Origin of the sequence: Pseudomonas sp. NPDC086278, from assembly GCF_050280905.1 — a bacterium.
Lineage (GTDB): Bacteria > Pseudomonadota > Gammaproteobacteria > Pseudomonadales > Pseudomonadaceae > Aquipseudomonas.
The window spans coordinates 1-19,708 of the sequence record NZ_JBNNWE010000036.1; the positions used below are offsets into that span (position 1 = coordinate 1).

The 19,708-nt window shown below is 61.4% G+C and carries 17 protein-coding genes and 3 pseudogenes; 5 read left to right on the plus strand and 15 right to left on the minus strand.

Annotated elements, in window-relative coordinates; genetic code table 11:
* Window positions 1–436 precede the first annotated feature (436 nt).
* Window positions 437–1,207: a hypothetical protein gene (locus ACQKP4_RS13530; RefSeq protein WP_427633839.1), complete on the plus strand. Its 771-nt coding sequence runs from the start codon at window positions 437–439 to the stop codon at window positions 1,205–1,207.
* Between the two features lie 786 nt (window positions 1,208–1,993).
* Here the strand turns inward: ACQKP4_RS13530 and ACQKP4_RS13535 are convergent.
* The 4 genes and pseudogenes from ACQKP4_RS13535 to ACQKP4_RS13550 form a co-directional block, all read right to left on the minus strand.
* Entirely contained in the window at window positions 1,994–2,875 is an 882-nt protein-coding gene (locus tag ACQKP4_RS13535; protein WP_427633914.1) for a methyl-accepting chemotaxis protein, read from the minus strand.
* Window positions 2,855–3,958, minus strand: a pseudogene (locus ACQKP4_RS13540) (HAMP domain-containing protein); the annotation flags it as partial. The pseudogene ACQKP4_RS13540 and the gene ACQKP4_RS13535, both read right to left, overlap by 21 nt.
* Window positions 3,959–4,066: 108 nt before the next feature.
* The gene (locus tag ACQKP4_RS13545; RefSeq protein ID WP_427633841.1) at window positions 4,067–5,452 is read right to left on the minus strand and encodes a PLP-dependent aminotransferase family protein; all 1,386 of its coding nucleotides are present in this window, start codon (window positions 5,450–5,452) and stop codon (window positions 4,067–4,069) included.
* 185 nt (window positions 5,453–5,637) lie between these two features.
* The gene (locus tag ACQKP4_RS13550) at window positions 5,638–6,399 is read right to left on the minus strand and encodes an SDR family oxidoreductase (RefSeq protein ID WP_427633843.1); all 762 of its coding nucleotides are present in this window, start codon (window positions 6,397–6,399) and stop codon (window positions 5,638–5,640) included.
* A 238-nt stretch (window positions 6,400–6,637) separates the two neighbouring features.
* On the opposite strand from ACQKP4_RS13550, the gene ACQKP4_RS13555 reads away from it, so the two are divergent.
* Entirely contained in the window at window positions 6,638–7,642 is a 1,005-nt protein-coding gene (locus tag ACQKP4_RS13555; protein ID WP_427633844.1) for an NADP-dependent oxidoreductase, read from the plus strand.
* A 147-nt stretch (window positions 7,643–7,789) separates the two neighbouring features.
* Here the strand turns inward: ACQKP4_RS13555 and pyrF are convergent, their stop codons facing one another.
* Window positions 7,790–8,488, minus strand: coding sequence for an orotidine-5'-phosphate decarboxylase (gene pyrF, locus ACQKP4_RS13560; protein ID WP_167370440.1), 699 nt, complete (start codon window positions 8,486–8,488; stop codon window positions 7,790–7,792).
* Window positions 8,489–8,781: 293 nt separating this feature from the next.
* On the opposite strand from pyrF, the gene ACQKP4_RS13565 reads away from it, so the two are divergent.
* The 3 genes from ACQKP4_RS13565 to xopAW all read left to right on the plus strand — a co-directional run bounded on the left by ACQKP4_RS13565 (window position 8,782) and on the right by xopAW (window position 11,540).
* Window positions 8,782–9,540: a response regulator gene (locus tag ACQKP4_RS13565; protein WP_090186861.1), complete on the plus strand. Its 759-nt coding sequence runs from the start codon at window positions 8,782–8,784 to the stop codon at window positions 9,538–9,540.
* Window positions 9,540–10,589 (plus strand): sensor histidine kinase, encoded by a 1,050-nt coding sequence (locus ACQKP4_RS13570; protein ID WP_427633847.1) that lies wholly within the window; start codon window positions 9,540–9,542, stop codon window positions 10,587–10,589. The genes ACQKP4_RS13565 and ACQKP4_RS13570 overlap by 1 nt, the downstream gene beginning before the upstream one ends.
* A 105-nt stretch (window positions 10,590–10,694) precedes the next feature.
* The gene (gene xopAW / locus ACQKP4_RS13575; protein ID WP_427633849.1) at window positions 10,695–11,540 is read left to right on the plus strand and encodes a XopAW family type III secretion system calcium-binding effector; all 846 of its coding nucleotides are present in this window, start codon (window positions 10,695–10,697) and stop codon (window positions 11,538–11,540) included.
* 79 nt (window positions 11,541–11,619) lie between these two features.
* Here xopAW and ACQKP4_RS13580 read toward each other — a convergent pair whose 3' ends face one another.
* From ACQKP4_RS13580 to ACQKP4_RS13625, 10 genes and pseudogenes are all read right to left on the minus strand, one after another.
* On the minus strand, window positions 11,620–12,675 hold the full coding sequence (locus tag ACQKP4_RS13580; RefSeq protein WP_427633851.1) for an AI-2E family transporter: 1,056 nt from the start codon (window positions 12,673–12,675) through the stop codon (window positions 11,620–11,622).
* A gap of 66 nt (window positions 12,676–12,741) precedes the next feature.
* Window positions 12,742–13,548, minus strand: a complete 807-nt coding sequence (locus ACQKP4_RS13585; protein ID WP_427633916.1) for a DUF4892 domain-containing protein — start codon at window positions 13,546–13,548, stop codon at window positions 12,742–12,744.
* A gap of 59 nt (window positions 13,549–13,607) precedes the next feature.
* Window positions 13,608–13,721: pseudogene (locus tag ACQKP4_RS13590) on the minus strand (glutathione S-transferase); the annotation flags it as partial.
* A 50-nt stretch (window positions 13,722–13,771) separates the two neighbouring features.
* Window positions 13,772–14,626 carry an alpha/beta hydrolase gene (locus tag ACQKP4_RS13595; protein WP_427633852.1) on the minus strand — a complete coding sequence of 285 codons (855 nt, stop codon included), beginning with the start codon at window positions 14,624–14,626 and terminating at the stop codon, window positions 13,772–13,774.
* Window positions 14,623–15,429 carry an alpha/beta fold hydrolase gene (locus ACQKP4_RS13600; RefSeq protein ID WP_427633854.1) on the minus strand — a complete coding sequence of 269 codons (807 nt, stop codon included), beginning with the start codon at window positions 15,427–15,429 and terminating at the stop codon, window positions 14,623–14,625. The genes ACQKP4_RS13595 and ACQKP4_RS13600 overlap by 4 nt, the downstream gene beginning before the upstream one ends.
* Before the next feature lie 125 nt (window positions 15,430–15,554).
* A complete protein-coding gene (locus ACQKP4_RS13605; RefSeq protein ID WP_427633856.1) occupies window positions 15,555–15,998 on the minus strand; it encodes a hotdog fold thioesterase in 444 nt (147 codons plus the stop codon).
* A gap of 33 nt (window positions 15,999–16,031) precedes the next feature.
* Complete coding sequence (locus tag ACQKP4_RS13610) at window positions 16,032–17,696, minus strand: AMP-binding protein (RefSeq protein WP_427633858.1); 1,665 nt, start codon at window positions 17,694–17,696, stop codon at window positions 16,032–16,034.
* A 125-nt stretch (window positions 17,697–17,821) separates the two neighbouring features.
* Window positions 17,822–18,274 carry a phosphohistidine phosphatase SixA gene (gene sixA / locus ACQKP4_RS13615; protein ID WP_427633859.1) on the minus strand — a complete coding sequence of 151 codons (453 nt, stop codon included), beginning with the start codon at window positions 18,272–18,274 and terminating at the stop codon, window positions 17,822–17,824.
* 4 nt (window positions 18,275–18,278) lie between these two features.
* Window positions 18,279–18,617 (minus strand): annotated as a pseudogene (locus ACQKP4_RS13620) (DUF4389 domain-containing protein); the annotation flags it as partial.
* Between the two features lie 17 nt (window positions 18,618–18,634).
* Complete coding sequence (locus ACQKP4_RS13625; protein WP_427633861.1) at window positions 18,635–19,660, minus strand: NAD(P)H-dependent glycerol-3-phosphate dehydrogenase; 1,026 nt, start codon at window positions 19,658–19,660, stop codon at window positions 18,635–18,637.
* Window positions 19,661–19,708: the final 48 nt, after the last annotated feature.

The window sequence follows — 19,708 nt, forward strand, 5'->3', positions numbered from 1 at the left end:
TCGATCCCGTGTTACCGCCGTGAAAGGGCGGTGTCCTAGGCCACTAGACGAAGGGGACACACGTACAACATTCACTCCTTACCGCGTTTCGCTGTGCGCTTTACGCTGTAAGTGGCGCGCATTCTATGGATGGATTGAGGGGTCGTCAACCCCTTGATATAAATTTATTTAAATCAATGACTTCGCCCTGCTTTCAGACTCGATTCGGGCTTTTGCGCCTGCTTGGCTCTGCCGCCTATATTCCGCTACCCGGCAAGCGGTTATAGTCCACCGCCGCAAAGTGATGGCAATTTGAAACACATTCGCCACCACTTATATAAGTAGAATTGCGGCCGATACAAACAGAGGCACAACGATTCAACTCGTCGAGCGGCCCTATGCGCCCAAAAGGCAAGCCACTACACTCGATCGCAACCCCCATAAAGAGGTCTTACCGGTGACGCCACTCATGATCACCCTGCTAGTCGTAGCCGGGATCGCACTATTGATCGCCATTGGCTACATGAACCATGTGGTGGAAAACAACAAGCTGGAAAAGGCCCGCACCAAGGTTGAACTCAATGACCGCCTGCGTCGCTGCGGTGAAATCACCGAGACCTTCCCTGGCCAGTTGATGACGCCGGCGCTCAAGCTGCTGATAACGCGCCTGGAACTCAACGTCTGCCAGCGCCTGCTCAACCTGGAAAAGACCAGCGCCAACCTCAGGGCACGAATCGTCGAGCTGGAAGCGCTGGCCGCTCAAGGCCAATCGATCCCGGTCAACAACCCGCCGGCACCCATCAAGACCGAAGCCAAAGCCAAGGACGTGCGCTTCCTGCTCGAAGCCCTGCACGGGCAAATCACCCGCGCCGCGCAAGACGGCTTCCTGCCGACCAACGAAGCCAAACGCTGGATCCGCGAAGTCCGCCACATCCTGGTCCTGCTGCACATCGAGTTCTTCAACAATCTCGGACAGCAATGCCTGCAACAGAACCAGCCAGGGCAAGCCCGCCTGGCGTTCGAGCGCGGCGTGCAGTACCTGCGAAAACAACAGGACCCGCAAACCTACGCCGAACAACTCGAATACCTGGAAAAACTCCTGGCCCGCGCCAATGCCCAAGTCATGGACAACATCGCCAAGGTGGAAGACGAAGCCAACCAGTTGAACGTCGGCCTCAAAGACGTCGAGGCGGATGCAGACTGGAAAAAAAGAGTGATCTACGACTAATCCGCAAAAACCGGAAAGCCACCGACACCGGTGGCTTTTTTTTGCCTTGGATTTGATGTGGGATACAGCTACAAGACATTGGTTGGTTGGCAGGACGTCTTCGCGAGCAAGCCCGCTCCCACAGGGGAATGGGGTGTATCTGGGAGTGATTGGTTGGCTGTTGGGTAGTCTTCGCTGGCAAGCCAGCTCCCACATGGGAATGGGGTGTATCTGGGAGTGATTGGTCGGCTGCCAGGCCGCCTTCGCAGGCAAGCCAGCTCCCACAGTGGGATAGGGTGCGGCTGGGAGTGATTGGTTGGCTGCTAGGCCGTCTTCGCTGGCAAGCCAGCTCCCACAGGGGAATGGGGTGTATCTGGGAGTGACTGGTCGGCTGTCAGGCCGCCTTCGCGAGCAAGCCCGCTCCCACAAAAATCAAACGCCGCCCACCCGCTGTTGACCTTCACCACTCATCAGGCCGAGCGTTAGCTCGCCTTCAGCTTTTGATCTACCCGCCCCTTCGGGAGGCTGAGTGGAGGTGTTCATCTGGGGATCAGGCGCGTAGCGCCGTGCGGCGAAGCCGCACACATCGAGAGGAGGTGCAGCGAAGCAAACCGTAGGCGATGTCCCCAGATGGACACCGGAGCGAAGGAACGCCGAGCCTAAGCGAGGGGCCGGACGCCGGGGCGAGACCTTTTGGTTCCTTTTGGGGCGTTTGCCAAAAGGGACTCGCCGTAAGGGCGAAACCGCCAGCCGCCGTTACCGCAGCAACGGATCCATACCCACCCACAAAAACACCGACCAAAAAAATCAAAGCCGAAAGTGCCCAACCATTCCCTTCAACTCACTCCCCAGTTGCGCCAGTTCAATACTGGAAGCCGCATTCCCCTGCATCGCCAACGAAGACTGATCCGCACTCGCACGAATACTCGTCACGCTGCGATTAATCTCCTCCGCCACCGAACTCTGCTCTTCGGCCGCCGCCGCAATCTGCTGATTCATCTGCTGAATCAACGACACCGCCGCCGCAATACTCCCCAGCGCACTCTCGGTTTGCAACGCATCACTCACCGCCAGTTTCACCAGCTCACCGCTGCTCTGAATCTGCTGCACCGATGACTGCGCCGCCGAGCGCAACGCACTCACCAGCCGCTCGATCTCCTCGGTCGACTGCTGCGTGCGCTTGGCCAGCGCCCGCACCTCATCCGCCACCACCGCAAAGCCCCTGCCCTGCTCACCTGCCCGCGCCGCCTCGATCGCCGCATTCAACGCCAACAGGTTCGTCTGCTCGGCAACGCTTTTGATCACGCCGAGCACCGTGCCTATGTTCTGGATTTCCGCACTCAGACTTTCAATGCTCGAACTGGCCGACGACGCCGAGTCCGCCAGCTGTTCGATCCGCGCCATGCTCTGACGCACCACCTGCTGACCGCTTTCAACCTTATCGTCGGCGGTCTGCGCCGCGTGCGCGGCCTCCTCGGCGTTGCGCGCCACATCGTGCACTGTCGCCGTCATCTGATTCATCGCTGTGGCGACCTGCTCGGTTTCTTCCTTCTGGCTGCTGACTTCGAGGTTGGTCTGCTCGGTTACCGCCGACAGCGAATGCGCCGAACTCGCCAGTTGCTCGATACCGGCCTGTAAACCGCTGACGATATGGCTGAGCCCCGCGCCCATTTGCTGCATGGCTTGCATCAACTGGCCGATTTCGTCACGGCGCGTTACTTCAACCGTTGCACTCAAATCTCCCGCGGCAATCTGCTGCGCAACACGAATCACACTGCGTAGCGGAGCCACGATCAACCGGGTAATCACCCATGCCGCGATCAACCCGACCAGCAAAGCCAGCGCCGAGGAGCCAATGATCAGCAACGAGTTCTTTTTCAACTCGGCCTGCATTGACTTGTCTTCGGCGACATACGCCTGATCCACCCGCTCAACCACCTGTGCGGCGCGCTGGTGCAGTTGCTCATACACGGTTTTTTCCTGAGCCAGCAGGCCGGTGTATTCCGCGAGTTTTTCGCTGAAGCTGGCAATGTGACCCGACACTTCATTCAGGACAGTCTGATACCCCTCATCCTTGACCGTGGTTTTCAGCTGTTCGGCTTGCGTGAGTGCCTGATCGGCTTGCTCGATCTTGCCCTGGCCACCGCTGTCATCGCCCTTGCGGCTTTGGTCCAGGCGCACCCGCGCTTCGTTCATGGCTTGCAACATCAACCGTGACACTTGGCTGACCTGATTGGCCTGTTCGATAAACTGCCCGCCGTCCTTGCCCTCGGACTCCTTCAAGGCGTAAGCGCCATCATCGGCCAGCCCGGCCTGCAACACATCCAGGTTATTGGCAACGCTGGACACCGACCAACTGGCCATTTCCAGGGCCAGGTCCTTGGCCTGACTCAGTGAAACAAACTCATCGAATGCCTTGCGATAGGCGCCCAGCGATTGCTCCACATCGTTCATCACCGGCACGTTTGCCGCTGACCCGGTCTTGAGTTGAGTGGCCAATGCGATCAAGCCATCCACGCCTTCGTGAAGGGCGTCGACGGTTTTCGGGTTACCGTGCAAGGCGTACTCCTGCTCAAGCAGGCGCACCTTGAGCAGGCTGCTGTTGAGCGACGACATTTGTTTGAGCCCGTCGAAGCGATGGCTGATGGTTTGCAGGGACCATACGCCAATGGCGGCTACCAGTGCCGTCAGCAGCAGCACCAGCACAAACCCGACACCCATTTTTTTTGCCATACCGAGGTTGGCAAAACGTCCTTGCACGGCCGAAATCATTGCGCTTAGTCCCCTGCCATTGTGAGTGGGTGAAGATTCGCAACGGGCATGTTCCAGCACAAGTCTCTGGCGTCGGAATAATGGCAAAAAGCTACGCCCACGTCGTTTTCAGAACGCTTGAGGTCGATTCACAGCAGTGGCCTGAAAAAATGCCCGAGCGCGGGGATCACAGGCATAGGCAACGTTTATGCGATGCCATCCGCTGGCTTCTCCAACAGGACTGAACGCCGTTGACGAAGACAGCAACACCCCGAGGCGTCCGGCCTGCCTGCGAACCTGAGCGTAGTCGGATATCCGCGATCGCGCCCAGATGAACAAACCACCGGAAGGCTGGCCGAAAACTTCCCAGTCCGCGTCTTCAAGCAATTGCAAGGCGGCTTCCCTGTCAACGCTCAAGCGCTGGCGCTGGCGCTGCACCAGTTTGCGATAGGCCCCGCTTGCCAACAGGCACGTCAGCACCGCTTCGCAAAACCGCGAAGCCCCCATGCTGCTGATCATCTTGATGTGGGCCATCTGCGAAATCTCCCCGGCGCCACCGACTACAAAACCGATCCGTAGGGAGCTGCTGAGGGTTTTGGAATAGCTGCCGACGTAAATGACATTACGATCGATGCCCGACGCCGCCAGGCGCGTACCGCGGCTGGCGTGCAAATCGGCGTAGACATCATCTTCGATCACCCGCACGCCGTAGGCCTGGGTCAACTGCAACACCCGTTGCGCCACGCCCGGCGTGAGGCTGCTGCCGGTAGGGTTGTGATAGCAACTGTTGATGAATAGCGCTTGTGGCCGATGCGTCACCAGCAGCGACTCCAGCACCTCGGTATCTGGCCCGCGCGGCGTACGCGGCACCTCGATCATGTTCACACCGTGCAACCTGAGCAGATCGAACAGCAACGGATACCCCGGGGTTTCGACCACCACGCAATCACCCGGCTTGAGCAATGTGCGAATGATCAGGTCGAGCCCATGGCTGGCACCGGACGTGGTCATGATCCGGCTCTCGTCGACGTCCATGCCGAGCAGCCCCAATCGTTTGAGGATCTGTTGCCGCAGGGCGGGCAAGCCCAGCGGCGTGCTGTAGTTGAACAACCCCGCCATGTCTGTGCGGCTGACCTGACGGATCGCATAGCTCAGGTCGTCCGTCTCGCGCCAGCTTTCGGGCAACCCGCCGCAGCCCAGGTTCAATTGACCGAACCGGTCGCACTGGCTGACGTGGGCACCGTCGAAGCCGGCAGGGTCCGGTGGCGCCTGCGCGGCCGTTGCCGCCACCACAAAGCCGGCGCCATGGCGCGGCGCCAATACGCCCTGGGCGACCAACCGCTCACAGGCTTCAACGACGCTGGATTGACTGAGCAGATTGACCCGCGCGATATGCCGTGCGGAAGGTAAGCGCGTCCCCGGCAGCACCTCGTCCTGGCGAAGCCAGACCGCCAACGCATCAACGATTTGCTGTACGACCGGCACCAATGCCTGTCGATCGATTCTCAATTCCATGAGCAAGCAAACTCCTGTCCATTTGCGGGAAGCAGTTAATCACAGGTCGGCTGGATCGGCTGTGCGACAACGCCGCCAAAACCCTTGGTTCTAACCATTTGAAACACATTGTCCGGCCCATTCACGGAACCATGAAAAAGCCCGCATGCGAGCGGGCTTTTTCCTACACGGCACCGCCTGGTCGATTAGATCGCCGTGACGCCGCCATCCACCGCCAGCGAATGCCCCGTGGTGAATGCCGCACCGTCGCTGCACAGGTACAGCACCGCGCTGGCGATCTCTTCGACCTTGCCGATCCGGCCTACCGGGTGCATCGCCCCGGCGAACTCGCCCTTCTTCGGGTCCGCTTCATAAGCGCGGCGGAACATGTCGGTGTCGATCACCGCCGGGCACACGGCGTTCACCCGGATTTTCTTCTTGGCGTACTCGATGGCCGCTGACTTGGTCAGGCCGATCACCGCATGTTTCGACGCCGCGTAAATGCTCATCTTCGGCGCCGCCCCGAGGCCCGCCACCGACGCGGTGTTGACGATCGCTCCACCGCCCTGGGCCAGCAGCAACGGCAGCTGGTACTTCATGCACAGCCAGACGCCTTTGACGTTGACGCCCATGATCGCGTCGAACTCGTCGAGCGTGCCGTCAGCCAGTTTTCCTTTTTCGATCTCGATGCCGGCGTTGTTGAAGGCATAGTCCAGACGTCCGTAGGTATTGACCACTTCGTCCATCAGATTTTTTACATCGCTTTCCTCGGTCACGTTGCAACGCACGAAGGTCGCTTCGCCGCCCGCCGTACGAATCAGCGCCACAGTGCCTTCGCCGCCAGCGGTGTCCATGTCGGCCACCACCACTTTCAACCCTTCAGCGGCGAACGCCTGGGCGGTCGCACGGCCTATGCCGTTGGCGGCGCCAGTCACCACGGCGACCTGGCCGGAAAACGTCATGCTCATTTTGTTATGTCCTCTACGAGAAGAATGCGGGGGATCGCGTGGCACCAGTCTAGACACAGGGGCCTTGCGTAAGGCAGCACTATCAAACCCCCGGTTGGGTGGCCATGATTTGCAGTGATAAAACGGGTGCCCCAACTATCACCGCACTGGATCGAGGTGCATTCGCCGCATCAGCCAGACTTGCGGCATTGCCCTTGAAGGACTATCAACAAGGCTTCATTCATCTTGAGTGCCTGTCATGACTACCCAGACCAATCGCCAATTCCTGCTCGCCAAACGTCCGGTGGGCGCGGCAACGCGCGAGACCTTTACCTATCAGGAAGTGCCAGTCGGCGAGCCGGCGGCGGGTCAGATTCTGGTCAAAAACGAATACCTGTCCCTGGACCCGGCGATGCGCGGCTGGATGAACGAGGGCAAATCCTACATTCCACCGGTCGGGCTGGGCGAAGTCATGCGCGCGCTGGGCGTAGGCAAAGTCATTGCATCGAACAATCCGGGGTTTGCGGTCGGCGACTACGTCAACGGCGCGCTCGGCGTGCAGGATTATTTCCTCGGCGAGCCACGGGGTTTCTACAAGGTCGATCCGAAACTGGCGCCGCTGCCCCGTTACTTGTCCGCACTGGGCATGACCGGCATGACCGCTTACTTCGCCCTGCTGGATGTTGGCGCGCCGAAGGAAGGCGACACCGTCGTGTTGTCAGGTGCCGCCGGTGCGGTGGGCAGCATTGCCGGGCAGATCGCCAAGATTAAAGGTTGCCGCGTGATCGGCATCGCGGGCGGCGCGGACAAGTGCAAATTCCTGATCGACGAATTGGGTTTTGACGGCGTCATCGACTACAAGAACGAAGACGTGATCGCCGGCCTCAAGCGCGAGTGCCCGAAAGGCGTGGACGTGTATTTCGATAACGTCGGCGGCGATATTCTCGACGCGGTGTTGAGTCGCCTGGCCCTTAAAGCGCGGGTGGTGATTTGTGGCGCCATCAGTCAGTACAACAACAAGGAAGCGGTCAAAGGCCCGGCCAACTACCTGTCGCTGCTGGTCAACCGCGCGCGCATGGAAGGCTTTGTGGTGATGGACTACGCCGCGAAGTTTGCCGCGGCCGGGCAGGAAATGGCCGGGTGGATGGCCAAGGGGCAGCTCAAGAGCAAAGAGGACATCGTTGAAGGGCTGGAGACGTTCCCGGAGACGCTGATGAAATTGTTCAGCGGCGAGAATTTCGGGAAGTTGGTGTTGAAGGTTTAACCCAAAACTTTCAGTAACCCCGAAACCAATGTGGGAGCGGCGGTGCGACGATTCGACTTGCTCGCGATTGCGGTGTGTCAGACAACTAATATGTCGACTGACACTCCCTCATCGCGAGCAAGCTCGCTCCCACAGGTTTAGCGGTGCTCAGGCGATTTCGGCGACTACGTCAGCCAAGGCCTTGGCCGGATCGGCCGCCTGGCTGATCGGGCGACCAATCACCAGATAGTCGGAGCCTGCATCCAGCGCCTGACGCGGGGTCAGAATGCGTCGTTGATCGTCCTGGGCGCTGCCCGCCGGGCGAATCCCCGGGGTCACCAATTGCAGCGACGGGTGAGCCGACTTCAAGGCCTGGGCTTCCAGCGCCGAGCACACCAAGCCGTCCATCCCGGCTTTTTCCGCCAATGCCGCCAGACGCAGTACTTGTTCCTGCGGTTCGATGTCCAGCCCGATCCCCGCCAGATCTTCACGTTCCATGCTGGTCAGCACCGTCACGCCGATCAACAGTGGCTTGGGCCCGGTGCGCTGATCGAGCACTTCGCGGCACGCGGCCATCATGCGCAGACCGCCCGAGCAGTGCACGTTGACCATCCACACGCCCATTTCCGCAGCGGCCTTGACCGCCATGGCGGTGGTGTTCGGGATGTCGTGGAATTTAAGGTCCAGGAACACTTCGAACCCCTTGTCACGCAGGGTGCCGACGATTTCTGCGGCGCAACTGGTGAACAGTTCCTTGCCGACTTTGACCCGGCACAGTTTAGGGTCCAACTGGTCGGCCAGCTTCAGTGCGGCGTCACGGGTGGGGAAATCCAGGGCGACGATGATAGGAGTCTGGCAGACGGACATGTGCGGGCTCTCAGGCAGGACGAAATCGGCGCGCATTGTAGCGGAACCAGCGCCGCTGCGGGACCCGATGATCGGTAATTCGTCGTCGCAGCTCAAGCAAGACTAGCCCTTTGGCCAATTGTGTCGAGGCCGATACACTCACGACACGCCGCCAACATTTTTCATCGCTACCCTCGGCAGCCGCACCACGTCCTTCCAGCACTTCCCGCCTCCGGGCCGGACGCCTATGCTGAAGCCACAACCTCGCGGCCTATCTTTGTGGTTGGCAGCCTCTCTGGCAGATGAACGCACGCATGCACAGCACTCCAGCACCTTTGAACGATGATCAAAAAGCGCCCGGCGACGACAAGCGCTGGAGCATTCGCGCGCTGATCGTCGACGATGACGTCCCGATCCGCGAATTGATGATCGACTACCTGGCCCGTTTCAACATTCACGCCAGCGGTGTGACCGATGGCGCCGCCATGCGCCTGGCGCTGCAAGCGGAACATTTTGACGTGGTGGTACTCGACCTGATGCTCCCCGGGGAGGACGGTTTGTCGCTGTGCCGCTGGCTGCGCGCCGAATCGGACATTCCGATCCTGATGCTCACCGCGCGCTGCGAACCCACCGACCGCATCATCGGCCTGGAGCTGGGCGCCGACGATTACATGGCCAAGCCGTTCGAACCGCGCGAACTGGTGGCGCGGATTCAGACCATCCTGCGTCGGGTACGCGATGATCGCACCGAACAGCGGGCGAATATCCGCTTCGACAACTGGCGCCTGAACAGCGTGCTGCGCCAGTTGATCGCGGCGGATGGCCTCGTGGTGCCGTTGTCCAACGCTGAATTCCGCCTGCTCTGGGTGTTCATCGAACGTCCGCGTCGGGTGCTCAGCCGCGAACAACTGCTGGACGCTGCACGCGGGCGCTCGATCGAAGCGTTTGATCGCAGCATCGACTTGCTTGTCTCGCGCCTGCGCCAGAAACTCGGCGATGACCCCAAAGCCCCGCAGCTGATCAAAACCGTGCGCGGTGAGGGTTATCTGTTCGACGCACGAGACATCGGCTGATGCGGGCGCGCTTCGATACGCTGTTCGCCCGTCTGTTTGGCGTGTTGCTGATCGCGATTATCCTGGCGCACCTGCTGGCCTTTGCCTGGTTCCATCACTACGGCCCGCCCCCGCCTCCGCCGCCAGCGGAATTTGCCCAAGGCTTCGACGGCAAGCGCCCGCCGTTGGACCCGCGCTTCGAAAACCGCCCGCCGCGACCGTGGTTCGGCGGCCCCTTGGTGCCGCTGACCTTTCAGCTGGTGTCCTTGATCATCGCCGCGTGGTACGGCGCCAAACTGCTGAGCCGGCCGATCCAGCGCCTGAGCGATGCCGCCGAGCGCCTGAGCGAAAACCTCGACAGCGCGCCGCTGGATGAATCCGGCCCACGTGAAGCCCGGCAGGCGGCGCATACGTTCAACAAGATGCAGCAACGCATCATCGAACAAGTGCATCAGCGCTCGCGCATGCTCGGCGCGGTGTCCCACGACCTGCGCACGCCGCTGTCGCGGCTCAAGCTGCGGCTGGAACAGATCGACGACGACAAGCTGCAAGGCCAGATGCGCCAGGATCTGGACGACATGATCAGCATGCTCGACGCCACCCTCACTTACTTGCACGAACAGCGCACCAGCGAAGCGCGGCAATGGATGGACGTGCAGGCACTGGTGGAATCGTTGAGCGAAAACGCCCAGGACCAGGGCGCCGAAGTGCAGGTCAGCGGCCATTGCGCACCGCTGCAAGTGCAGCCGATGGCGCTGCGGTCATGCATCAACAACCTGCTGGATAACGCCTTGCGTTATGCCGGGCAGGCGTTGATCACCCTCGACGATAGCCGCGAATACCTGGTGATCCGCGTCATCGATCAAGGGCCGGGCATCGCGGCGGACAAACGTGAGGCGGTGTTCGAGCCGTTCTTTCGCCTGGAAGGTTCGCGCAACCGCAACTCCGGCGGTGTCGGCCTGGGCATGACCATCGCTCGCGAGGCGGCGGAACGCCTGGGTGGGCAATTGAGCCTGGAAGAAACCCCCGGTGGCGGTCTGACCGCCGTGATTGATTTGCCCCGCGCCTGATCTGTGTACCGAACGGTACAAACCTCATATACCCACGACAACCTGGCCCTTGAGTCTGCATAAGCCGGTGCCCCCACCGGTTTTCCATTCCAGGGAGTGAGCCTAATGATCGGTAGCGTCAGCAACTACACGAGCTATACCAGCACCAGCACGACGACCACCAACAACGCCCGCAGCCAGCAATTCCAGAAGGAGTTGCTGGCCAAGCTCGACACCAACGGCGATGGCGCGGTGGATCAGGATGAACTCAAGAGCGCGTTGTCGCAGAAGTCCGACGACCGTCTGTTGGTCAACCTGAGCAAAAACTTCGCCGACCTCGACAGCGATGCCAGCGGCAGCCTCAGCAGCGAAGAAATGGCCGCGATGGCTCCCCCGCCGCCACCGCCACATGACCAGCCGCCGAGCACTGAACTGGCCGACGCGCTGATCAGCGCTTTGGACACCGATGGTGACGGCGCCATCAGCAGCGACGAACTGAGTACCGGCCTGACCAGCGCCGGCAGCAGCGCGGACAGCAAGCAAATCTTCTCGGCACTCGACAAGAACCAGGACGGCACAGTCAGCAAGGACGAACTCGCCGCCAGCCTGACGCCACCCCCGCCACCGCAGGTGTCCAGCGAGGAACTGTTCAGCCAGCTCGATACCGACAGCGATGGCAGCGTGACCGCGACCGAATTGAGCAGCGCGTTGCAGGTGAGCAGCGGCACCTCATCGACCGGCACCGACACCAGCGCCGCATTGCTCAAAGTGCTGGACAGTGACAGCAGCGGCGGCGTCAGCAGCGATGAACTGAAAGCGGCGCTGCAAACGGGTCGCGAGAAATCCAGCGACAGCTCTACCGATCAGTTCAACGTCAACGAAGCGCTGAACAAGATGATCGCCAACCTGAGCAAGCGATATTCGCTCGACAACGTGGCGACGGTGGGCAAATACCTGAACGTGGTGACTTGAGCATCATCGGATCGCCGCCCGGAGCGAGCTTGTTCCGGGCGGCGATCCGACGATAGGGCCATCAGCCCCAACATAAAACTCAGGGCCTACGATCTTCCACCCGCGCCTGACTTTTGCTCCAGTCGGTCAACAGGCTGTACGCAACCGCGAGCAACGTCGGCCCGATAAACAAGCCGATAAACCCGAATGCGATCAGCCCGCCAAACACGCCCAGCAGCACGATCACCAGCGGCAGATTGCCGCCACGGCTGATCAGGTACGGCTTCAGTACGTTGTCAACGCCGCTGATGACGAACGTGCCCCAGATCCCGAGAAACACCGCCATGCCGTAGTCGCCTTTCCAGGCCAGCCACGCGGTGGCCGGTATCCACACCAGCGGCGGCCCCATCGGAATCAGGCTGAGCAGGAACGTGACGATCCCCAGCACCAATGCGCCCGGTACGCCGGCAATCAGGAAGCCGATCAGCGCCAGCACCGCTTGTGCCGCCGCCGTCCCGATCACGCCGTTCACCACCCGCTGCACGGTGCCCGCCACCAGATCAATGTAATAACCGGCACGGGCACCGATCAGACGTTCCAGCAACCCATGGACAAAGGTCGCCAGACGCGGGCCGTCGCGGTAGAAAAAGAACACAAACACAATGCTCAGCGTCAGCTCAAGAATGCCGCCGCCAATTTGCGCACTGCGTGCCAGCAACCAGTTGCCGACCTGCCCCAGGTACGGTTTGATCGCCAGCATCATCGCGGCGCCCTGCTCGTCGATGCTGTTCCAGACGCCCACCAACCGTTCACCGACCAGGGGAATGCTGCCCAGCCACGTCGGCGCTTCCGGCAGGCCCTCGACCTGCACATCCTTGATGAACGCCGTGGCATCGCGCACGTGATCCGCCAGGTTGAAACCCAGCCACACCAGCGGCACCGCCACCAGCAGCATCCAGCCGAGGGTCAGCAACGCCGCCGCCAACGATTCACGGCCATTGAGCCAGCGGGTCAACAAACGCATCAACGGCCAACTGGCAAACGCCAGCACCGCGCCCCAGAACAACGCCGACCAGAATGGCGCCATCACCCAGAAGCTCGCGCCAAACAGCACCAGGAGCAGAATCTGCACCAACAGCCGATCGTTATTGGGCATGTAAGTCTCGAAAAAGTCAGTCAACAAAGAGTAGGCGAGCGCGCGGTGCGCGTTCGCCGGTGCAGCTTACCGCAACAGTTCGATGTGCAGGCCAGAGCCTTCGACGTTACCGGCCTCCATTCGCGCGGCCCGCACGCCCTGGGCAATCAACGCTTCGCGCCAGGCTTCGGCCTTGGCCCCGGACACACTGACGCGCAGCGTAGTGTCCAGATTCAACCCGCGAGAAATCAGCCGCAGCCAGGTGTCGTCGGGGTCAGCGCTGAGTTTAGGGAAATCCAGTTCGCCGGTGCTTTTGAGTTGTCGCAGCAAGGTCGCGGACGTCGGCAGCAAATCGCCCAGTGGCGCTGCCGCATCGAACTGCTCGACATGCAGATAGGCCTTGCGATTGCCGCGCGTGATGCCGTAAAGCGCCACCAGCGTGTTGTCCTGTGGCGCCGCCAGTCTCAAGAGCAAGTACGCCTGCTGATCATCGGCACCAAAGAGCTTGGCGTTGCCGAAGACCTCGTTGGCCCACAGGCTGCTTTCCCCGCAATCGCGGGCCTGGCACCAGAACAGCAGCTCGGCGCCCTGCTTCTGCAAGGCTTCACGCGCGGCGGTAAAGGCTTCGGTTGAGGTATGTTCCGGCGGCAATTCGTAGGTGATCGAAGTGGTTTGCCCGCGCGCCGTGACTTGACCGTCAAAGCGCAACTGCCCGCTGATTTTGCGGATCGACCCCATCGGGTAGATTCGCTCGGCTTCGACGGCCGGACGGTAGTCGACGATTTGTGCATCCTCGATGCGCGGCACGATGGGCAGGTCCTGGCTGCCTGGCACATCGGCGGCAACGACCATCGGACTGAAATAACACAGCGCCAGCAAACTGAGTGATCGGATGGACAGGCTCATCGGATCAACATCGCCTGGGCATTGTGGATGATGCGCGCATCGTCGATGCGTTCCTTATTGTCGAAACCCAAGCCGTGCTCCGTGCGGGGCAGGCCGAGTTTCTCGAGCACGATAGAGACCTTGTGGCCATTCGGGGTCGCAGCGGTATAGAGATCTATCATGGTTGTCTCCCATTTCAACCCGCCCAGCCTCGACAGTTGCCCGGCGCAAGTCAAGGAACGGCGAAGAACCGATTGAAACAGTCTGCGACAAGGTCGGCGCCGGGTTCGTCATTCAGGTGCAGATGATGGCCGCCTGGCAGTTGCTCACGGCTAAAGGGTAGACGCTCCAGCATCTCCCGATGTTTGGCGAGCATGCCATCGGCCGCCACCACCAGTTTGACCGGGCAACTGATTCGCTGGACGAAAGCCATGGCCTGCTCGGTGGTCAGGCGCAGCGGCGACGGCAGCGTGAGGCGGTTGTCGGTGCGCCAGGTGTAACCGCCCGGCACCGGCATTAGCCCGCGCTGGGCCAACAGTTCGGCGGCTTCGCGGCTGACCGCTACCAAGCCTTTCATGCGCGCCTCGATGGCGCGCTCCTGCGTGGGGTAAACCGGTTTGCGCTTTTCCCGCAGGTCCAGTTGCGCTTGCAGGGCCATGCCCATCCGTTCGGCGGCGTTTTCGCCTTTGTCGGTCGGCGGAATGACGCCGTCGATCAACGCCAGGTGCGTGACGCGTTCCGGCATCGCGCCGGCGATGATCAATGCAGCGATTGCACCCATGGAATGCCCCATCAGCGCGAAACGCTTCAAGCCCAATTGCTCGGCGACTTGCAGCACATCGTGGGCGTAATCCCACATCGCGTAACCGGCACCCGGCGGACGGTGCCCGGAGTGGCCGTGACCGGCCATGTCCAACGCAATAATGCGCAGCCCTTCAAGCTTCGGCGCCAGGCGGGCGAAGCTGTTGGCGTTGTCCAGCCAACCGTGCAGGGCGATCACCGGCAGACCGTCTTCAGGGCCGAACAGGTGCGCCGCCAGCTCGATGTGCGGCAGGCTCAGGCGAACTTCTTCGACGATGTGATTCATGCGCAATCCTGCTGACGGCGACCTTCCCAGCGGCTGAACAGGTTTTTCAGCAACGTGGCAGTGTCTTGCGGACGTTCGAGGGGAAACATGTGGCCGCCAGGCATGGTCAGCGATTCGCCCAACGGCATGCGCCCGACGGCGCTGGCGTGATGGCGCATGACCACGCGGCTCTTGTGCCCGCGCACCACCGCCAGCGGCACTTTCAACTGGCGGGCGCGGCCGGGGCTGGTGTGCGGCACGCCGCGATAAATGCTGATTTCCGTGGCCGGGTCGAAACGCAGGCGCAGCCTGTCGCCGACCTTGTGCAAACCGTGTTGCAGGTAGGCGTCGAAGCATTCGGGGTCGAAACCACGGAACAAGGTTTTCCCCGAAAAATACAGCCGCGCTGCGGCCAGGTCGGAGAACTCCTCGCGCCGCCCCAGCGTGCGGCCGGCCGGGGTCAGGCGGTCGATGAAACCGAAACGCTTGGCCGCGCGAATGACCCATTGATCGGTGCGGGTCAGCACCGGTGAATCGAGCATCACCACGCCGCGATACAGTTCCGGGCAACGCAACGCCGCGTGCAAGTGCAGCACGCCGCCGAAGGAGTGGCCGACGCCCCACACCGGTTCCGGTTGCTGCTTGAGGTGATGGATCAGCTCATCGACCAGGTTGTGCCAGTTGTCGTCCGCCGGGAAACGCGGGTCGTGGGCGTGCTGCTCCAGATGCGTCACCTGATACTCGGGCGCGAGCGCCGCGAACAATTTGCCGTAGGTCCCCGACGGAAAGCCATTGGCGTGGGCGAAAAATATCTGTTGCGACATACCAGCAAATCCATGAGCGAGAAGGCGTTGATTGTCGGTAACACCACCCATAAGCGCAATGACCGTAACTGCCAGCGATGATGACAGTCCGGCCAGAGGCTGGGGGGAGCGCGTAAGGCTTGTGTTTAGCGCGATGGCGGGTTTTCACCCAACGGCACCACCGCCATGGTCAACCGCGACACACAACTGGCCTTGCCTTCGTCGCTGCTCAACCGAATGTCCCAGACATGGGTGGTGCGCCCGATGTGAATCGGCTTGGCCACTGCCGTCACCCGCCCGCTGCGCAAGCCGCGCAGATGGTTGGCGTTGATTTCCAGGCCCACGCAGTAGAATTTGCTGGCGTCGATGCACAGGTAGCTGGCCATCGAACCGACGGTTTCCGCCAGCACCACCGAGGCGCCGCCGTGCAGCAAGCCATAAGGCTGATGCGTGCGATGGTCGATGACCATGCTGGCGGTCAGGGACTCGTCATCGAAGGCTTCAAAGCGGATATCCAGTACTTCGCCGATGGTGTTTTTCTGGATTGCGTTCAATTGCTCGATGTTGGGAGTGGTTCGCCACAGGCTCATCGCTGCTTTTCCTTTGTTGGTTTTGTGCGTGGCTCAATCCTGCCACAACACGCTTTCGCTGCGCTCGCTCCATTCTTCGAAGCGCGCGCCATAAGCAGCTTCGATCACGTTGCGCTTGATCTTCAGCGTCGGCGTGAGGAAGCCGTTTTCCACGGCCCAACTGTCCTTGACCACCACCAGACGGCGTAAACGCTCATGTTTGTCGAGGGCACCGTTGACCTCCTCCAGCAGTTTTTCCAGGCTTGAATGCAGCCCCGCCCTCGCCGCCCCGACGTCCTGTTGCCCGGCCGCCGACAGCACGCAAAGCCCCAATGGTGCGCTCAAACCATCGCCGACCACGCACACCTGCTCGATTCGCGAATGCACCGCCAGACGGTTTTCGATCGGTGCCGGAGCCACGTATTTGCCTTTGCTGGTCTTGAAGATTTCTTTCAGGCGCCCGGTCAGGCGCAGGTTGCCTTCGGCGTCCTGTTCGCCCTTGTCACCGGTGCGCAAGAAACCGTCCCCGGTGATGGCCTCGGCGGTTTTCCCGGGCTCCTTGAAATAGCCGAGCATGGTCGCGCCGCTGCGCACCAGCACTTCGCCGGATTCGTCGATACGCACTTCAACCTCGGGGCACGGCTTGCCGATCCAGCCCGGTTTGTCATCACCGGGGCGGCCGATATGCGAGTAACCGCAGCTCTCGGTCATGCCATACACCTCCAGCACATCCAGCCCGAGCTTGCGGTACCACAGCAGCAAGCTCTGCGGCACGGGCGCCGCGCCGGACAACGCCACGCGCAAAGCGTCCAGCCCAAGCCCGGCCAGGACTTTGTGCCCAACCCGCTTGCCGATGAAGGGCAAACCGAGCAGGAAGTCGAGGCGTTTTGCCGGGATCTTGCTGTAGACGCCCATCTGGAATTTGGTCCAGATGCGCGGCACACCGAACATCGCGGTCGGCCGCGCGCGCTGCAAATCGGTGAGGAACGTGTCGAGGCTCTCGGCAAAGAACACGGTTTGCCCGGTATAGATCGACGCCATTTCAACGAACATGCGTTCGGCGACGTGGCACAGCGGCAAGTACGACAGCAGCCGGTCCGACTCGTTGAGTCCGAACAATTGCGTGCCTCGCGTGGTGGCAAATCCCAGGTTGCCGAAACTGTGCATCACGCCTTTGGGCAGGCCCGTAGTGCCGGAGGTGTAGATGATCGTCGCCAGTTGCTCGGCGGACGGTTTGGGACTGTCCTGGATCGGCGAACTGGTTTGCAGGTCGGCCCAGCTGAAAGCGAAAGTGCCGGGCGGATGCAGCGGCAGGCTGATGGTCGGCAGCTCGGGACGGACGCCGCGCGACATGGCGGGCCAGTCATCGAGTTTGCCGATAAACGCCAGCGCGGCTTCAGAGTGGTCGAGCACTTGCGCGACGGATTCGGCCGTGAGGTTGGGGTACAGCGGCACGGACACATGCCCGGCCATCCAGATCGCCAGGTCGGCGACGATCCAGTGCGCGCAGTTTTTCGAGATCAGGGCAATGTGGCTGCCTTGCGGCAATTCCCGGGCGCGCAACCAGTGCGCGGCACACCGGGCCTGATGGCCAACGTCCTCCCAGGTCAATGTCTCGACCTGACCGCCGCCGACCGGCTGGACCAGAAACCGCTGGCGGGGATGGCGGGCTTCACGCTCGTAGAAGACGTCCAGCGGTAAACGAAAAGCGGCAGACATGCGACTCGCTCCTGAATTTTTGTTCTGGAGCAAGCGTAGTCAACCAAGCAAGTGCTTGGTTGACTATTTCACACAAAAAAACAGGTTCACCGCCACTCCCACATTCAATCCGGTTTTAAGCGGGACTAAGGGTGCTTGATGCCGTTGAGCTTCATCGCGCCGGCCAGCGGCAAGTCGCCTTCGAGTTCGGCGAGCCCTGCGGTTTTCACCGCTTCGGGCTGCTGCACATGGCCATGCTGCAAATACCCCAGCAAATTGCCCACCAGCGGGTTATGGCTGACCAGCAGCGCGTAATCCACCGACACCAACTGCTCGGCCACCGCTTGCGGGCGGTTGTCCGGGGTCAGCCACTCGACGGTGCGAATGTCCGGTTCGAAACCAAGGGCTTCGCGCACCAGTTGCGCGGTTTGTTGCGCCCTCAGGTAAGGGCTGGCGTAGATCGCGCTGATCGGTTGCCCGATCAATTCGGCGGCGCTGCGCAAGGCTTCTTCACGACCGTGCGCCGTCAGGGCCCGCTCGGAATCGGGACGCGAGCCATACGGCTCGGCTTCCCCGTGACGCAATACCCAGAGTTTCATAGCTTGGTTCCTCATCTCGAACCGGATGCGGCGCGGGGGCCACGACGTGTGGCGCTTCGCCGTCCGGGGTGCGCGGCGCCGGCCAGTCGGCGAACGGCCAGGGTTTCTGGTCGGTATGAAATGTGCCGAAACGGCCGATCTGTGCCAGGAACTGGCTCAGACTGTCGCCGAAATTCATCAGGCTGGCGCTCGGCGCGCCATAGATCAAACGATAGATCAGTTGCACCAGCACCACCGCACCGAGGATGAATTGCGCCACTTGCCAGACCAGCAAAAAGACGATCATCCACAGCACACGCAGGAGGATGGATTCGTACCTGGCTTCGGTTTTCGGATCGTTCATACGCAACTCCCTGGGGCTTAGTTGAAACCGCTGGTGGAAATAAAGTCGACGTCGGTCTTCGGCTCGGCGCGCATCAACAGCTCGATGACCTGCTCAAGCGTGCGCCCTTCAAACAGAATCGCGTGCAACCCGGCGACCAGCGGCATATAGACGCCGACTTCCTGGGCCTTGGCCTTGAGCACTTTCAGGGTATTCACGCCTTCGGCGACTTCGCCCAGACGCGTCACCGCGTCCTCCAGGCTCAAGCCCTGGCCGAGGGCGAACCCGACCTGGTAATTACGGCTTTTCGGCGACGAGCAGGTCACGATCAGGTCGCCGACACCCGCCAGCCCGAGGAACGTCATCGGGTTGGCGCCCTGATTCACCGCGAAGCGGGTCATTTCCGCCAGCGCGCGGGTGATCAGCATGCTCTTGGTGTTTTCGCCCATGCCCAGCGCCACCGCCATCCCCGCGATGATCGCGTAGACATTTTTCAACGCCCCGCCCAATTCCACGCCGAAACGGTCGGCGCTGGCGTACACGCGAAACGTGCGACCGTGCAGCGCTTCCTGCACCCGCTGGCAGAGTGCTTCGTCTTCGCTGGCGACCACCGTGGCGGTCAGCGCATGTTCGGCGATTTCACGGGCCAGGTTCGGCCCGGACAGCACGCCGATGCGCGCTTGCGGAGCGATCTCTTCGAGAATTTCGCTCATCAGTTTGAAGGTGTGGGCTTCGATGCCCTTGGTCAGGCTCACCAGCAACTTGCCGCTCAAGCGTTCGGCGTGCGGCACCAGCACCGAGCGCAACGCGCTGGACGGCAGCGCGACGAAGCATAAATCACAGGCGTCGAGGGTCGCTTGCAGGTCAGTGACGGCTTCGACACCCGGCAGAATCTTGATGCCCTTGAGGTAACGCGGGTTCTCGCGGTTGACGCGAATGGCCTCGGCCTGTTCGGGGTCACGCATCCACTGCCGGACCTGATGGCCGTTTTCGGCCAATAGGTTAGCCACGGCGGTACCAAAACTTCCGCCTCCCAGGACCGCAATCGGGCGCTGTTCAGTCATATGCAATCCGTTAATCCATACCAGTGGCGATGCCGGCATTATACGGAG

Bases quoted from the DNA above. Each gene is read 5' to 3' on its own strand.
- ACQKP4_RS13535 (WP_427633914.1), bottom strand. From the start codon at position 2,875: ATGCAAGCCATGCAGCAAATGGGCGCGGGGCTCAGCCATATCGTCAGC.
- ACQKP4_RS13555 (WP_427633844.1), top strand. From the start codon at position 6,638: ATGACTACCCAGACCAATCGCCAATTCCTGCTCGCCAAACGTCCGGTG.
- ACQKP4_RS13605 (WP_427633856.1), bottom strand. From the start codon at position 15,998: ATGAGCCTGTGGCGAACCACTCCCAACATCGAGCAATTGAACGCAATC.
- ACQKP4_RS13570 (WP_427633847.1), top strand. From the start codon at position 9,540: ATGCGGGCGCGCTTCGATACGCTGTTCGCCCGTCTGTTTGGCGTGTTG.
- ACQKP4_RS13545 (WP_427633841.1), bottom strand. From the start codon at position 5,452: ATGGAATTGAGAATCGATCGACAGGCATTGGTGCCGGTCGTACAGCAA.
- ACQKP4_RS13595 (WP_427633852.1), bottom strand. From the start codon at position 14,626: ATGAATCACATCGTCGAAGAAGTTCGCCTGAGCCTGCCGCACATCGAG.
- sixA (WP_427633859.1), bottom strand. From the start codon at position 18,274: ATGAAACTCTGGGTATTGCGTCACGGGGAAGCCGAGCCGTATGGCTCG.
- xopAW (WP_427633849.1), top strand. From the start codon at position 10,695: ATGATCGGTAGCGTCAGCAACTACACGAGCTATACCAGCACCAGCACG.
- ACQKP4_RS13565 (WP_090186861.1), top strand. From the start codon at position 8,782: ATGCACAGCACTCCAGCACCTTTGAACGATGATCAAAAAGCGCCCGGC.
- ACQKP4_RS13610 (WP_427633858.1), bottom strand. From the start codon at position 17,696: ATGTCTGCCGCTTTTCGTTTACCGCTGGACGTCTTCTACGAGCGTGAA.
- ACQKP4_RS13550 (WP_427633843.1), bottom strand. From the start codon at position 6,399: ATGAGCATGACGTTTTCCGGCCAGGTCGCCGTGGTGACTGGCGCCGCC.
- ACQKP4_RS13580 (WP_427633851.1), bottom strand. From the start codon at position 12,675: ATGCCCAATAACGATCGGCTGTTGGTGCAGATTCTGCTCCTGGTGCTG.
- ACQKP4_RS13600 (WP_427633854.1), bottom strand. From the start codon at position 15,429: ATGTCGCAACAGATATTTTTCGCCCACGCCAATGGCTTTCCGTCGGGG.
- pyrF (WP_167370440.1), bottom strand. From the start codon at position 8,488: ATGTCCGTCTGCCAGACTCCTATCATCGTCGCCCTGGATTTCCCCACC.
- ACQKP4_RS13625 (WP_427633861.1), bottom strand. From the start codon at position 19,660: ATGACTGAACAGCGCCCGATTGCGGTCCTGGGAGGCGGAAGTTTTGGT.